The following is a 14,295-nucleotide window of genomic DNA, read 5'->3' as shown; positions in this document are numbered from 1 at the left end:
TCGAGGGTTGGGTTCGACAGCTTGGTGAATCAGGGAGCGCCGACGACGTCGACCGTGTGGCCGGCTGCGTCGAGCGTGTTGGCGGTGATGTCGCCGCGGTCGGCCAGCCAGCGTTCGGCGTCGATTGCTGCGGAGCATCCGGTGCCGGCAGCGGTGATCGCCTGACGGTACGTGTGATCGACCAGGTCACCGGCAGCGAAGACGCCGTCGACGGAGGTCGCGGTGGAACCGGGAGCGACGCGCACGTATCCGGCGTCGTCGAGATCGACCTGGCCCTTGACGAGCTCACTGCGCGGGTCGTGGCCGATGGCGACGAACATGCCGGTGATCTCGAGTGTGGAGGTCTCACCCGTGACGGTGTCACGAACGACGAGCCCGGTGACGCTGTTCTCGCCGAGGACCTCGACGGGCTCCGCGTTGGTCAGGAAGCGGATCTTCTCGTTGGCCTTGGCGCGCTCGAGCATGATCCGTGAGGCGCGGAATTCCTCGCGGCGGTGCACCAGGGTGACCGAGCGAGCGAAGCGGGTCAGGAAGGTTGCCTCTTCCATCGCGGAGTCGCCGCCGCCGACCACGACGATGTCCTGGTCACGGAAGAAGAAGCCGTCGCAGGTGGCGCAGGCGCTGACACCGCGGCCGAGGAGGCGTTCTTCACCGGGAATGCCGAGGTAACGGGCTGCCGCGCCCATGGCGAGGATGATCGCGTGCGCGGCGTACGTTTCGCCGTTCGCGACGACCGTCTTGATCGGGCCGCTGAGATCGATCTCTTCGACGTCCTCGGTGCGGATGTCGGTATCGAAGCGAAGTGCCTGCTCACGCATCTGTTCCATCAGGTCGGGGCCCATGATTCCTTCGCGGAATCCGGGGAAGTTCTCGACCTCGGTGGTGGTCATGAGGGCGCCACCGAACTGGGTTCCCTCGAACAGCAGGGGCTGGAGCTCAGCGCGCGCGGTGTAGACACCAGCGGTGTATCCGGCCGGTCCGGAACCGACAATGATGACGTCATGGACCGCGGGCGTGTTTTCCAGCTGGGTGGTCATGCGAGCCTTCCAATAGTGAGTGCAGACCCTCCGCTTCTTGGAGAGCCGTACCGATCAACACCAGGATAAGGGGTGTTGTTCCCGCACTCCGCTGGAAAGTGGCTCACAGCCGGCAGCTCACAGCGCGGGACTCACGGGGCGGGGCGCGGTGCCTCCCGAACCACAAGCGCGTCCCGAACCACACAGCGCGTGCCGGTGTAGATGGTGGGCATGCACTTGTTGCAGTGGATACACAACCCCTCGTCGACGCTCTCGGCTTGGAATTTGTTGACCAGTTGTGGGTCCCTGAGGAGCGCACGCGCCATGGCGACGAATTCGAATCCTTCATCCAGTGCGTGCTCGATGGTGTCGACGCGGTTGATGCCGCCGAGCAGGATCAGTGGCATCCTCAGCGCCTGTCGGAACTGACGGGCGAAGGGCAGGAAGAAGCCCTCCTCGAACGGGTACGTCGGAAAGAGTTTGGGACCGTAGAACTTCAGCCCGTACCCGACGAGTTTGGGTTGGGAGGCGACAAACTCAGCCAGTGGGACCTCACCGCGGAAGAAGTACATTCCGTTGAGAAGTGAACTGCCACCGGTCAATTGCATCGCGTCCAGATGGCCGTCGGCTTCGAGGATCTGGGCGATCGGCAGGCTCTGGTCGAGCCACAGACCTTTCGGCACCCCATCGGACATGTTGAATTTCGCGGTGACCGCCACGCTGGATCCAGCGGCGCGTCGCACCGCTTCGACGACTCGACGCGGATACTCGGCGCGCTTGGCGACGCTGCCACCGTATCGATCGTGGCGCTTGTTCAGATTGGGGCTCATGAACGAACTGAGGAGGTAGTTGTGGCCGAGATGGACCTCGATGGCGTCGAATCCTGCGTCCACGGCGACGCGAGCGGTCCGTTCGAAGTCGGAGACGACACCGTCGAGTTCGGCGAGTGTCGCGCCCTTGACGAGGCCCATCGCGGGCGGACTCAGCCGGGTCGACGGCGCCAGAGTCTTCGTCTTGTTGGAGAGCGTGTTGGCGACCAGTCCCGCGTGGCCGATCTGCGCCGCAGCAAGTGCGCCTTCGGCGTGGACGGCGTCGGTCAGTCTGCGTAGTCCCGGCAGCGCGCGCTCGTCCATGACAAGGGTGTCGCGGTGGACTCGTCCACCTGGTGAGACGGCGCAGTAGGCGACAGTGGTCATCGCGGCCCCGCCGCGGGCCACCTCGGCGTGGAAGTTGATCAGATCGTCCGAGACCGCTCCCCGGGGCATGACGCCTTCGAACGTTGCAGCTTTGACGATGCGGTTGCGCAAGGTCAGAGGGCCGAGACGTGCGGGTTCGAATATCGACGGTGTGGGCGCTGTGGTCATTTTCAACTTCCTGCGGCGGCCTGATCTTTACGATGCCAGTGGACTCGTAACTACGACGATATAGCGCCTACTCCCAATCTGTCCGACAATTCGACACGATGAATGCCACAGGATCAGGTCGCCCACGAGACCCACGCATCGACGACACAGTCCTCGAGGTCACCCGAGCGATGCTCCTCGAGGTCGGTTGGGATCAACTCAGTCTCCGGGCGATCGCGGCACGGGCAGGGGTCAGCCGAGCCTCGATGTCGCGGCGATGGCCGTCGAAGGCACATCTTGTTCTCGGGTCGATCCTGGGGGCGACACCGGACCTGACACCGTTCGAGGGCACCGATCGCGACGGCTGGATCCGTTGGGTGGTGGAGGGAAGTGCTCAGCTCTTCTCCCGTCCCGAGGTTCGCGCCGCGTCGCCAGGATTGCTGGCGGCCCTGCGCGACCACGACGACCTGCGCAACGAATTATGGCGCGGGTTCAGTGGACCGAGTACGCAACTATTCCTTCAGAACGCCGAAGATCCTGAATCGGCACTGCTCGATGCCAAGGCTGTGCTGGTATTGGCGGCCGGGGCAGCGATGTTTTCGAGTCTGATAGCGGTCGAGGATGATACGGACGCATTGCGTGGGAGAATCCTCGAACTCTTACTCCCGGCGGCATCGCCGCGCTGACCGTCGACGTCAGCCGATGTTCTTGACCGACAACGTATTCGGATTCCCGTCGCTGCAGTTGATGCCGACAGTCAGTGCAGTGATCTGACGCGGCTGCGATCCCGTGAAGAGTAGGACTATCGCCGGCGCCCCGTCGATGCGAATCTCGCCGGAACCGAGCAAAGGCCGGCCCTCGTCGATGCCGTTGGCGCGTAGGCATCCGGCAAGTTTGGATGGATCATCCAGTGGTCCAAGGTTTTTGGATCCGACGAGTGGGAGCAGAGACGCCGAATCCGGATCGTCGACAGCAGACGTCGCCGGTGTGCTCGGTTGAGCGACAACACTTTCGGCAGGTTCGGAATCTCGGGTTCCGACAACAACGATCACGAAGGCTACCAACACGGCTGCTGCGGCACCGAGAACCCACGCTTGTGGGCGCCGCCGGAACGGCACGACAGCTGCCTCAGCTGGCGGCTCCAGCTGTTCTGACTGTAGATCCAGTGCCGAATTGATTCGCTCGGCAAGCGAATTCGGAATCCGTTCGTGAGTGGCCTTGCTCGAGTTCAGTGTCGCGAGTGATGCCGTGACGCCGTCAAGGGCGGTGACAAATGCATGGGCGTCAGGGTCTGCGTGTACCACCGGCCACAGAGCCGCACTGGTTTCGGAATCGAGAACCCCGGCGTGAAGATCTGCGAGTAGGTCTTCCGAAAACGGAGGCGACGGAACGCGAACAGACGGATCTGTCATGAACCCTCCCTCGGCAGTCGGTGCGGACCCTTACAAGATAGGACGCGGCCGGTTCACGAATGGTTCCCGCCTTCGCGAAAGTCCTCCAACTGGGCGGCGAGACGCTTGCGCGCGCGGGCGCAGCGACTCTTCACGGTCCCTACGGGTACTCCCAACCTCTCGGCGGCCTCGGCCACCGGATACCCCTCGACATCGACGGCGACGACGGCAGCACGCTGCTCAGGGGGCAGCGATGCCAGTGCCTGTTCGACGGTCAGGCTCATGTCCACTCCTGCCGCGTAATCGCGGTGATCGCGGGGTTCCTCCGCATTCTCGGAAGACAGAGAAAACGCGGCCCGCGATTTGTTGCGTCGGATCCGGTCGAGGCAGGCATTGACCACGATGGTGTGGAGCCAGCTGCGCACCGCCGCGTCACCGCGAAACTTCGCCGCCTTGCGGTGCGCGGAGAGCAGGCCTTCCTGGAGTGCGTCGGCCGCGTCCTCGTCCGAGTAGCTCGTACGCCGGGCAACGTGCCATAGATGATCCTGATGCCTGGTCAGTAGTTCACGGAACGCATGCCGATCGCCCTCGACATGAGCAGTCAACAATTCGAAATCCGTCGCCTCGAGATTCTTGTTCTCGAAACTTCTGGATTCGAATTTTCCGGCTCCGCCCCCGGTGCCCCCCCGATAACTGTGCACGGGCGGATATTAGCCCAGTCGGTAGGTTTCAGAAGGGCCAAGGGCGATCACTTTGCGGCAGTGAATGCAATCTCCGAGATGGATGTCTGGTTTTGTCCGGATTCGGTGCTGAGCTGCGTAATCCAAACCAGGACATACTGACCCGAGCCGTCCGACGTGACTGGAATGTCGGTCACGCCGTTCTTCAGGACACCCGATCCGATTTCCTTGGTCTGATCCAGCGAAGTATTCGCAGAAGGGGCAGAACGGATTTCAACGACGGTTCCCGGCGAATCAGACGTGATCGCAACGTTCTTCAGGTTGGCGGCATCGGCAAGCGTCACCATCAGGCCGACACCGTTCTTCAGCGACGGGAACGGCTGGAAGTACGAATCCGACGACCATGCGGTGGCCGGATTGCCGTCGATGGCGTTCTTCGCTGTTGCCGGCTGATCCGGCGTTCCCTGGGGTGAGAACACCGTTACGGCCGAGGAAGCTACCGGAACGGTTGCTGCCGCCGGTGCGGGCGCCGGTGAATTGTTCTCGGGCGCAGTGGCTTCGGTGGTCAGTCCGAAACTCTGCTCGCTGAGCGGGGTGTCGTTACTGCCACCCGAGAGGAAGCTCGCTACCCACACCACAAGGAGAATCAGGACGATCACGGTGAAGACACCGAGCGCCGTCAGTGCCGCGAGCATCCGCGTCGACTTCTTCTTCTCGGCCTCGATGGCTTCGGGGTCGTTCAGTGCATGACCCGACGCACCCTGTTCGCGGTGGCCGAGACGAAGTGCCGGAATCATTTCCGTCTTGTCGTTGACGACGGACGCCTGATCGAGGATGTGCTGCACGGTGGCAGCAGTGCGGATTCCACTCTCCGACTGCAACGCTCGAACTGCAACGGCCGAGATGTCGAACGGAACCTCCGGACGGACGACCCGAGGCTCGACGATGTTCCCGTCGGCGCCGCGACCGGCGGGAAGCAAACCACCGACGGGACCGGCGGACGGATCGGCGAGCGGCCAGCGCGCCGTGATGAGCGAGTACAGCATGGCGCCGAGACCGCGGACGTCGCTGGTGGAATCGGCGTCGGCAAGCGTCGCCGGGAACGCCAGTACGGCGTCACCGTTGATGCTGATGCGAACGCGGTCCGGGTGATCGATGGACAGCGCACCGCCGGTGCGGTGAGCAGCTTCGGCAGCCGCCGCGAGGGCGCGGATGGCGCGGGCTGCACCGATCGGCGACGGCGTCGTCTCGGCCATCTCACGCAGCGAGCGGCCGGGAGTCCATTCGGCGACGACGATGCCGCCCGAGCTTCCGCGGACGACGTCGAGGACGCGAGCCAGACCGGGCGAGTTGATTCGTCCCAGGCGCAGAGTGCGTGAGAGAACTGCCTGCGGTCCGGACTGGCTGTCGTCGTCACCGCGCTGATCGGCGTCGACGAACGTCAGGGCTACTTCACGGTCGAGCTTGACGTCGAGAGCTTCCCAGAACTGCAGTCCGCGGGTTCCGCCGTGCGGCGCGAGCAGACGGTAGCGTCCGCCGGCGACAGATGCGCCCGGGATGAGCTTGGGTCCACGTGGCATCGGTCGCTGGGCCGGTCGTGATGCGGATCCGGCGGAAGGTGTGCGAGGTGCAGCGGGCGGTGGTGTCTGAGCGGCAGCCGTCTTCTGAGATTCGGGTGCCTTCTTGTCCGGAGCAGGCGTCTTCGGCGCGGGTGTCTTCGAGACAGGTGCTGAAGGTGTCTTCGACACGGGCGCCGAAGGTGTCTTGGACACACTGACCGGAGGTACCGGCGGAGCGGCCTTCTGCACCGGCGGCTGCGGCTTCTGACCCTGCGGGCTTTGGCCCTGCTGCGGTCGCTGTGCGGGCTGCTGTGGCTTCTGACCCTGCTGTGGCTTCTGGCCGGCAGATGCGGAGGAACTCGTGGATGCAGGTGTGCCCGACGATGCCGTTGACTTCTGTTCGGACGCTTTCACGGCAGAAGTCCCGGCACTCTTGTTGCCGGAAACGTTGTCGTCGCTCACCCTCGCTCCTTCTCCATCGATAGCCCGTCCCCGAATACGCGCGGGTTGCGATCCTGTACGCCCATGACCAGGGTACGGGAGCGCACCCGGTCGTTCTTGCTCGTTTGATTCCGTTCTGATTGCAGGAATCAGCTCGGTGACGTCGTCGTCGGTGTTGTTACGTGTGTCCGGTTCGGCGCGACCTGTCAGTGAACGAATCTTGCGGGAGACCGCAACCGTTACCGACAGGACTTCCGGAACCTTCTTGAAGTAGAGAATTGTGAAGGTGATCGCGAGCATCAGGATGCCGCCGACGGCGACGCGAACCATCGAGCCGGGTCCGCCGAAACGCTCGGTGAGTTGATCGAATCCGAGGACGCGGTCGACCGCGAGCATGGTCAGCGAACCGGCCAGCGAGGCGAGTACGACGGACCAGACTGTCTTGCCCACGTTGGCCATCTGCAGGTTTCCGAGGCTGCGGTGCAGGAGATACCCGCCGATGACGGCGCCGGTGATGTATCCGAGACCGTTGGCCGCACCGAGCAGGATCACGACCTGATCGCTGTTGGATGCGATGACCGGAGCGAGCGCCGAGAAAGCGATTTTCACTGCAGTGATGCCGAGAACGATCCACGTCGGCGTCCAGGCTTGTTCGCGGGCGTAGAACACTCGAAGTTGGATCAGGACCAGCGCGTACGGAATCAACGTGAATGCCGACCAGCTCACGGCGGTGCCGAGTCGTTCGGCCTGTTCGGGTCCGAAGCGGCCGTAACCGTAGAGCGCTTCACCGACCTGCGGACCCATGAAGGTCAGGAACATGATGATCGGAACCAGCGTGATCATGGTCAGACGCGTTGCGACCGAAAGATCGTCCACGACGGCCGGGGTGTCGTCGGCAGCAGCGTTGCGGCTCAGGCGCGGCATGATCGCCGTCAGAACCGTCACTCCGAGCACGCCGTACGGGAGTTGCAGGAGCAACCAGGCCTGGCTGTAGATGGCAGGGCCGGCTTCGTCGGCATGTGAGGAAATCTTGGTCGCGAAGATCATGCCCATCTGGCTGATCAGGACGTACAAGACGATGGCGACGGCCATGCCGCCGAACTGGCGCAGGCGGTCGTCGAGACCCCACAGCGGCTTGAGCGAGATCTTCTCGCGGCGAAGCGCGGGGATCAGGCTGGCTGCCTGCACGATGACGCCGATGGTGATGCCGATGCCGAGGGTGAGCAGCTTTGCATCGCCCATCGAGACCGGATCAAGCGAGATCTCACCCGGAGTCAGGCGATAGACCACGAGCACCACGAGGACGACGACATTGTTGAGTACGGGAGCCCAGGCTCCGGGCTTGAAGATCTGTCTGGTGTTCAGAAACGCTGTGAACAGCGCCGACAGCCCGTAGAACAGGATCGCCGGCAGAAGCAGATAAGACAGCGCCGTGGTCAGGTCGGTGCTGACCTTGCCGTCTTCGGACAGGAAGACGTATTTGGTGAGTACGGGTGCTGCCAGGGTCGCGAGCAGCGCGGCCATGCCGAGTAGAACGAGCGACGCCGTGAAGAGGCGTCGGACAAACGCTTCGCCGTGATCGGCGTCCTCTCGCTCGGCGCGAACCAGCACGGGGACGACGATGGCGGTCAGCACGGCGCCGAGAACCAGTTCCGCGATCATGTTCGGAATCTGGCTGGCGACGGTGAACGAGCTGGCGATGGCCGGACCGAGGACCATCAGGATCATCAACTGCTTGGCGAATCCCGTGATACGGCTCGTCAGCGTCGCGATCGCGATGGAACCCGTTGCCGCGAGGAGTCGAGAGTTCGTCTCCTTGCGTTCCCCGACCTGGACATGGGCGTCGGTGTCGAACTCGTCCGACGTGGTCGTCTGCCGGTCGGCGAATTCCATCTCGGCTTCGCGGTACCGGGGGTAGTCGCGGATCACCGGGATGGTCATGGTGGGTGCGTCGTCGAAACGTGCGTCCGGGTTGACCGGCTGGATCGGGTAACCGCGCTCCCACGGTGGCATCCGAGGATGCGAGCGGGTCGTGGCACTCTTGCGGGTGATCGCCGAGCGGCGACCCTCCTCGGGTGGATTCCCGGTCATGAGCGTTCGTACCCTTCATCTGCTGGGTCCGGCTGACCCTTGAATCGATGCCACAGCCGTCGCCCTGCCAGGAACAGCAGCAACCCTCCCGCTGTCGCCGTCACGGCGGCCAGGGGACGACCGTACGCATTCGACCGTACGGTCACGCTGGTCGGCGTACCCAATTGGCGGCCATCTGTCGTGGTCAGCGAGAAGTTGACTTCCAGCTTGCGAGAATCGTTCATTTCCGCGGGCACAGTCAACTGTCGGCTACCTCGCGGCGGAAGCTGTTTGGGACCGATGTCACTGATCTGCATCTCGGGTGGGGCTTCCACACGCAGGTCGACGTTGATGGCGATGGGCAGCTCGTTGCGCGCCACCAGCAGGAGCGGACTCTGCCCCGACGCGAGGGTGTAGACGCCGCCCGGAGACACCACACTGACGGCCCGGTACATCCCGTCGACGGCTTCGGTGACGTTGTCGGCGCGGATGGTCGCAGCGCGCTCCGCCCGATTGACCGAAGCGGAGTCGACGTTGCGGCGATCGGCCAGGGTCATCGAGCGGAGCAGATCTTCGCGGAGCGGCGCCGTGAATCCCCGGGGGGTGAGCGAAGCCGCCGGATCGTCCACGAGCGAAGCTTCGAGCCCGTCGATACGCGGAAGTTGGGTGGTTGCGGTCTCGACGACGGACGTTTGCGGACCGTCCTGGGTAGCCCGGTCCGGGTAGTCGAGAGTGGCGGCGTCCGTCGCGCCCGGTTGCCTGCCGAGCAGTGCCGGCAGGGCCTGAGGTGAGGCGAGCCCGGACCGGATGAGGGTCGCGAGCATCGAGAGCACCGCCGTGGCGTCGTTGCTGTCGGCGGTCCACAGTTGCGGCGGCGCGAAGATCTGATTGCGCGGCAGCGACGTCGGCGTCAGCGCGGCCCAGGCCATCGCCCCCAGCGCGTCCTGACGTCGGGCGCTGCGCGATTCGATGTCGATGGTCGGCGCGGTGTCGTCGGGGATGTACGACGGGACCTGCGGCTCCGAGCCGGTGGCGGCCAGCGCCGCTGCCGCCGAGGTGTCGAAGGCAAGCGCGTCGAGTGAGCCGGTTATCCGCGACGACAGCTGCGGAGCTGCCGAGTCGACGGAAGTGTCAGCCACCATCGCTGTGGTGGGATTCACGCTCAGCACCTCTGCGGTGGCCGAGTCGAGGACACCCGAATCCGGCCAGACGAAATCTCGCAGTGAGGTCACGCCGAGGATGTTGTCGACGATGTCCGCCGGCCGTGTGAGCGCGGTAGCCGTCAACTCCGGATTGGCCACCGAGGTGACCGCGGCGAGATCGGACTGCGCGAACGGAACCGCCGTCGTGCACATCGAGGACGCGAGGGTCTTCACCCGGCCGAGCCACTGGTTGGCGGCGTCGCTGCCGCGGCCTTCGTGCGACGGCCCGGTGGGGTCGGACGAGTTGTCGGCCACGAGGTATCCGCGAGTCATGTTCTCGACGGTGATCAGAAGGTCGGGGTCGATTGCCAGGCAGAGCGCATCCGTGACGCGTCGATCGGTATCGCTCTCGGGCTTGGTGGCGTTCTCCACCGCATCGACCAACGCGTCCAGACGGCCGCCGTCGGAAAGTTCGGTGGCAAGTTCGTCGTCGATCAGGCGTACGGGCTCGTTGACCGCGCCGGGGATTCCGCCGACGAGTCGTGGCGCGTCGGCCAGCGGCCACATGAGCGTGACGCCGATCGGGGCGGACGTGTCGGGGGGAACGACCGCCGTGGCGGACGAACTGGGGGTTCCGGCTGTGGCGTTCGATTCGGCTGCGGCCGGCACACCGAGGACGGGGAGCAGGAAGCGTGCGTCGTCGAGTCGGGCGGCACCGCCGTATTCCGGGGTGCCGTTCACGTTGACGAGCATCGGGTAGACGCCCGGTTCGGTGATGTCGAGAGACAACCCGGTAGTGCTCCGCAACGGCAAGGTGAGCGTGAACTGCTTGGACTGGCCGGTGTCGAGGGTGGTGGCAACGGTGTCGAATTCGCCGACCGTGTCGAAAACGGCCTGGTCGAAGTCGAGTGCTGCGCGCACGTCCGAACTGGAGTCGATCGCGGGAGCGCGTTGCAGCCTCACTCCGACGTCCTCGACGGGACGGTCACCGACGTTCTTCACCGTCCCCTTGACCACGACGTTGCGGTCGCTGGTGGTCGTCACCGTGGTCGGTGCGGTGGAGTCGATGGTCAGCTGCAGAAATTTGGCATCGTTGGTGTTTCGCGCCGGGGCGCGCTCACTGGGCTGGCTGGACGGCGCTGCCCATGCGACGGCCGTCGTTGCAGGCCCGAAACCGACAGCGGCCATCACCAGAGCGGCCACACCGGCCCGCCGCAGAGCCATTCTCATCCGGCGTCCGGTTCCTTCGGGCGCTGTTCTTGCCGTATTTCCGTTCGCGGCATCTCGGCGATCATCTGGGACGCGAGTTCTGCGAGTTTGCGCTCGTCGGCGTATGCGAGGCGCGAGTGCAATTCCGTCAGCGGCACCCAAGCGACTTCGGTGACCTCGATGTCCTCGTCGGAGAGTTCACCGCCGAGAAAGCGGAGGAGATAGTGGTGCACGGTCTTGTGGACGCGTCGACCTTCGGTCACGAACCAGTAGTCGATGCTGCCCAGCGGTGCCAGGACGGTTCCCTGGATACCGGTTTCTTCTTCGACCTCACGCATCGCGGTCTGCTCGGCGGTCTCACCCTGCTCGATATGGCCCTTGGGTAGCGACCAGAGCAGGCGTCCGCGGCGGTCGGTTCGGCCGATCAGTGCAGCGCAGAGGCGTTCGGGAGGTCCGCCCCAGCCGTCGACGACCAAGCCGCCCGCAGAAGTTTCACGGACGGTTCGCATCAAAGGTTTATCGGGGTTGCCGACGGCAGGTCGACGCCGCGGGTTGCGGCGACTCCTGTTTGTTCGTTCGGCACCAGACACCTCATCGATACTAGTTGGCGTTGCAGCGTTGCCCGGTAACCCGCGCAAAGCGGTCTATCGCGTTCGTATGCGCGTTCTGCTATTTGCGCACCTTAAGTAAGCTCCTTTCACGTGACTGTCCCTACCTCCGACGCTGATCGCCGCCTACGACTGCTTGCCGACGCCACTGCAACGCTCGGCACGTTGTCCGACGTGTTGAACCCGCTCGGTGAGCGTTTTGCTGCGGCCGGTCACGAGCTGTTCCTGGTGGGTGGCAGTGTTCGCGACGCGATCCTCGGCCGCTTCAGTGGCGATCTGGACTTCACGACGGACGCCAGGCCGGAGAAGGTTCAGGCTCTGCTCAAGGGCTGGGTGGACAAGCAGTGGGACACCGGCATCGAGTTCGGGACCATCAGCGCCATCAAGCACGGCCAGGAGATCGAGATCACGACCTTCCGGGCCGACGCTTACGATCGCGTCTCTCGTAATCCGATAGTCGAGTACGGCACGACGTTGGCCGACGATCTGGTGCGCCGCGATTTCACCGTCAACGCGATGGCGATGAAGATCGGCGCGGACGGTTCCTACACGTTTGTCGATCCGCTGAACGGCATGGACGCGCTGTTGGCCGGAGAGCTCGATACGCCGTCGGCGCCGGAAAACTCGTTCAACGACGATCCGCTGCGGATGCTGCGTGCTGCCCGGTTCGTCTCGCAGCTTGGTTTCACGTTGAACAATCGTGTTTTCGAGGCCATCAAGGAGATGGCGTCGCAGATCGAGCGGATCACCGCCGAGCGTGTGCAGGTGGAGCTGAACAAACTGATGCTGGGCATGTACCCGGTGGACGGCATCAACATGATGGTCGACTCCGGACTGGCTGCATACGTGCTGCCCGAGGTTCCGCAGATGAAGCTCGAGATCGACGAGCATCACCAGCACAAGGACGTCTACCAGCACTCCCTCACGGTGCTCCAGCAGGCGATCGATCTCGAAGAAGGCGATCCGGACCTTGTATTGCGTTGGGCAGCACTGCTTCACGACATCGGAAAGCCGGATACCAAGCGTAACGAGCCTGGCGGTGGGGTCAGCTTCCACCACCACGAGGTGGTCGGCGCCAAGTTGGTGCGCAAGCGCATGCGGGCACTGAAGTTCTCGAAGCAGATGGTCGACGACGTCTCACAGCTCGTGTTCCTGCACTTGCGTTTTCACGGCTACGGCAAGGGACAGTGGACCGACTCGGCGGTGCGGCGGTACGTCACCGACGCGGGCGAGCTGCTCCCCCGCTTGCACAAGCTCGTGCGGGCCGACTGCACCACACGCAACAAGCGTCGCGCCGCGCAGCTGCAGGCCACGTACGACGACATCGAAGAGCGGATCGCGCGCATCGCCGAGCAGGAAGACCTTGCTCGGGTGCGTCCGGACCTCGACGGCAACGCCATCATGGAGCTGCTCAACATCCCGGCCGGCCCGCAGGTGGGCAAGGCATGGACGTTCCTCAAGGAACTACGTCTGGATCGCGGCCCGCTCGAGCGTGACGAGGCCGAGGCCGAACTGCTGAAGTGGTGGGCTACCCAGCAGGGCTAGTTTCTCGTTTCTTGCGGTTGATCAGCACCGCTGACAATCCGGCGGCATAGACACCCGCACCGGCAACGGCCAGGCCGACGCTCTTGCCGTCGGGTGCGATCACCGTCGACGCTGCCGCGATCGCACCGATGAACGCGACGTTGAACACGGTGTCCTGCAGGGCGAATACCTGACCACGACGGTCGTCGTCGATGTCGATCTGCATGGCCGCGTCGCCGCTGAGTTTCACGGACTGGCCGGCGATGCCGAGCAGGAAAGCGGCAATCAGCAGCGACCCCTGAGTCAGCGTGGTCACGAAGACGAGCTGGACGAGAACCGCGCACACCAGGGCGTAGGTGATCGTCCGTGAGCGACCGATCCGCGGGATGAGGAACGGTGTGATCAATGCCGCGATCAGCATTCCGATTGCCGTGGCGCCGACGGCGACACCGAATCCGGCCATCCCTCCGGGTAATTGGGAGCCGTTCGAGGTGTCGCGTAGGACCAGCACCATGATGAGGGTGTTGATGCCGAAGCAGATGCGGTGCGCTCCGATTCCGATCATCGCCGTGGTGACGCCGGGCGCCTCCCAGACAGAGGTTGCCCCGGTGCGCAGTCCGGCCGTCACCGAACGGACGGCACTGGCGCGGACCACTTCGTCGGCGACCGGACCAAGTGAGCGGGCCGTGAACCTGGCCGCGGCGAGGGCCGCGATCACCGATCCCAGTGCTGCGATGGCCACGGCGGCGCCTGACGCTCGATCCCCCGCGCCGATCATGCCGATGATCGCCACCGCTGCCGAAGCACCAAGAGCGGCTACCACCGAACCAGCCGTTGTGAGAACGGAATTGGTTGCCACCAGCCACGATTGTCGGACGACCTTCGGCAGGGCTGCGGATACGCCTGCCCCGACGAAGCGACTGACTCCGATTGCAGCAAGCGCACAGGTCAACAACAGAGTGTCACCGCCGCCGGCGACCAGCAGCACCGCAGTGGTCAGGATGAAGAGCCCGCGGAGCACGCTCGCCCACAGGAGCACCAGGCGGCGGTCCCAACGATCCAGCAGAGCGCCGGCAAAGGGGCCGATCACCGAATAAGGAAGGAGCAGTACGGCAAAGCCGGCCGCTATCGCCACCGGATCGGTTTCGCGTTCCGGGTTGAAGAGGATTGCGCCGCCGAGCGCGGCCTGGAACATTCCGTCGCCGAACTGGCTGGAAAAGCGGACGAGCGCCAGCCTTCCGAGGCCGGGTGATTCACGCAGGGTGTGCAGTACGCGCTGCCAGGCCTCGCGGCGGTTCGAGGCTCGGTTCAT

General features: G+C 64.4%; 10 protein-coding genes. 2 read left to right on the top strand and 8 right to left on the bottom strand.

The annotated features are described in order from the left end of the window. Window positions 1–29: 29 nt before the first annotated feature. The gene (gene trxB / locus AOT96_RS10355; RefSeq protein ID WP_003942521.1) at window positions 30–1,037 is read right to left on the bottom strand and encodes a thioredoxin-disulfide reductase; all 1,008 of its coding nucleotides are present in this window, start codon (window positions 1,035–1,037) and stop codon (window positions 30–32) included. A gap of 131 nt (window positions 1,038–1,168) precedes the next feature. Continuing rightward, window positions 1,169–2,380, bottom strand: coding sequence for a 4,4'-dithiodibutanoate disulfide reductase (nox, locus tag AOT96_RS10350; protein WP_007729131.1), 1,212 nt, complete (start codon window positions 2,378–2,380; stop codon window positions 1,169–1,171). A gap of 98 nt (window positions 2,381–2,478) precedes the next feature. Here nox and AOT96_RS10345 point away from each other — a divergent pair, with 98 nt between their 5' ends. Further along, entirely contained in the window at window positions 2,479–3,045 is a 567-nt protein-coding gene (locus AOT96_RS10345; RefSeq protein WP_042920755.1) for a helix-turn-helix domain-containing protein, read from the top strand. A 9-nt stretch (window positions 3,046–3,054) separates the two neighbouring features. Here AOT96_RS10345 and AOT96_RS10340 read toward each other — a convergent pair whose 3' ends face one another. From AOT96_RS10340 to AOT96_RS10320, 5 genes are read right to left on the bottom strand one after another with little or no spacing between them, the layout of a single operon-like run. Continuing rightward, the gene (locus AOT96_RS10340; RefSeq protein WP_058227427.1) at window positions 3,055–3,771 is read right to left on the bottom strand and encodes a hypothetical protein; all 717 of its coding nucleotides are present in this window, start codon (window positions 3,769–3,771) and stop codon (window positions 3,055–3,057) included. A 53-nt stretch (window positions 3,772–3,824) separates the two neighbouring features. After that, window positions 3,825–4,451, bottom strand: coding sequence for an RNA polymerase sigma factor SigM (gene sigM / locus AOT96_RS10335; protein WP_074447119.1), 627 nt, complete (start codon window positions 4,449–4,451; stop codon window positions 3,825–3,827). 47 nt (window positions 4,452–4,498) lie between these two features. Continuing rightward, window positions 4,499–8,521 carry a lipid II flippase MurJ gene (locus AOT96_RS10330; protein ID WP_065351686.1) on the bottom strand — a complete coding sequence of 1,341 codons (4,023 nt, stop codon included), beginning with the start codon at window positions 8,519–8,521 and terminating at the stop codon, window positions 4,499–4,501. Further along, complete coding sequence (locus AOT96_RS10325; RefSeq protein ID WP_058037556.1) at window positions 8,518–10,872, bottom strand: DUF6049 family protein; 2,355 nt, start codon at window positions 10,870–10,872, stop codon at window positions 8,518–8,520. Before AOT96_RS10325 ends, AOT96_RS10330 begins: the two co-directional genes overlap by 4 nt. Continuing rightward, on the bottom strand, window positions 10,869–11,441 hold the full coding sequence (locus AOT96_RS10320; RefSeq protein WP_030537486.1) for an NUDIX hydrolase: 573 nt from the start codon (window positions 11,439–11,441) through the stop codon (window positions 10,869–10,871). The genes AOT96_RS10325 and AOT96_RS10320 overlap by 4 nt, the downstream gene beginning before the upstream one ends. Before the next feature lie 111 nt (window positions 11,442–11,552). Here AOT96_RS10320 and AOT96_RS10315 point away from each other — a divergent pair, with 111 nt between their 5' ends. Beyond that, window positions 11,553–13,004 carry a CCA tRNA nucleotidyltransferase gene (locus tag AOT96_RS10315; RefSeq protein WP_003942535.1) on the top strand — a complete coding sequence of 484 codons (1,452 nt, stop codon included), beginning with the start codon at window positions 11,553–11,555 and terminating at the stop codon, window positions 13,002–13,004. On the opposite strand, the gene AOT96_RS10310 is transcribed toward AOT96_RS10315, so the two are convergent. After that, a complete protein-coding gene (locus tag AOT96_RS10310) occupies window positions 12,988–14,295 on the bottom strand; it encodes an MFS transporter (protein WP_065351685.1) in 1,308 nt (435 codons plus the stop codon). The genes AOT96_RS10315 and AOT96_RS10310 overlap by 17 nt on opposite strands.

The organism is Rhodococcus sp. 008 (assembly GCF_001682295.1).
GTDB lineage: Bacteria > Actinomycetota > Actinomycetes > Mycobacteriales > Mycobacteriaceae > Rhodococcus_F > Rhodococcus_F qingshengii.
The sequence above is the reverse complement of the archived record's forward strand: the minus strand, read 5'-3'. Positions and strand labels throughout refer to the sequence as shown.

What these genes read in the sequence shown, in the direction of transcription:
- AOT96_RS10345 (WP_042920755.1), top strand. Translation starts at nt 2,479, where the DNA reads ATGAATGCCACAGGATCAGGTCGCCCACGAGACCCACGCATCGACGAC.
- AOT96_RS10310 (WP_065351685.1), bottom strand. Translation starts at nt 14,295, where the DNA reads ATGAACCGAGCCTCGAACCGCCGCGAGGCCTGGCAGCGCGTACTGCAC.
- AOT96_RS10340 (WP_058227427.1), bottom strand. Translation starts at nt 3,771, where the DNA reads ATGACAGATCCGTCTGTTCGCGTTCCGTCGCCTCCGTTTTCGGAAGAC.
- nox (WP_007729131.1), bottom strand. Translation starts at nt 2,380, where the DNA reads ATGACCACAGCGCCCACACCGTCGATATTCGAACCCGCACGTCTCGGC.
- trxB (WP_003942521.1), bottom strand. Translation starts at nt 1,037, where the DNA reads ATGACCACCCAGCTGGAAAACACGCCCGCGGTCCATGACGTCATCATT.
- AOT96_RS10325 (WP_058037556.1), bottom strand. Translation starts at nt 10,872, where the DNA reads ATGAGAATGGCTCTGCGGCGGGCCGGTGTGGCCGCTCTGGTGATGGCC.
- AOT96_RS10330 (WP_065351686.1), bottom strand. Translation starts at nt 8,521, where the DNA reads ATGACCGGGAATCCACCCGAGGAGGGTCGCCGCTCGGCGATCACCCGC.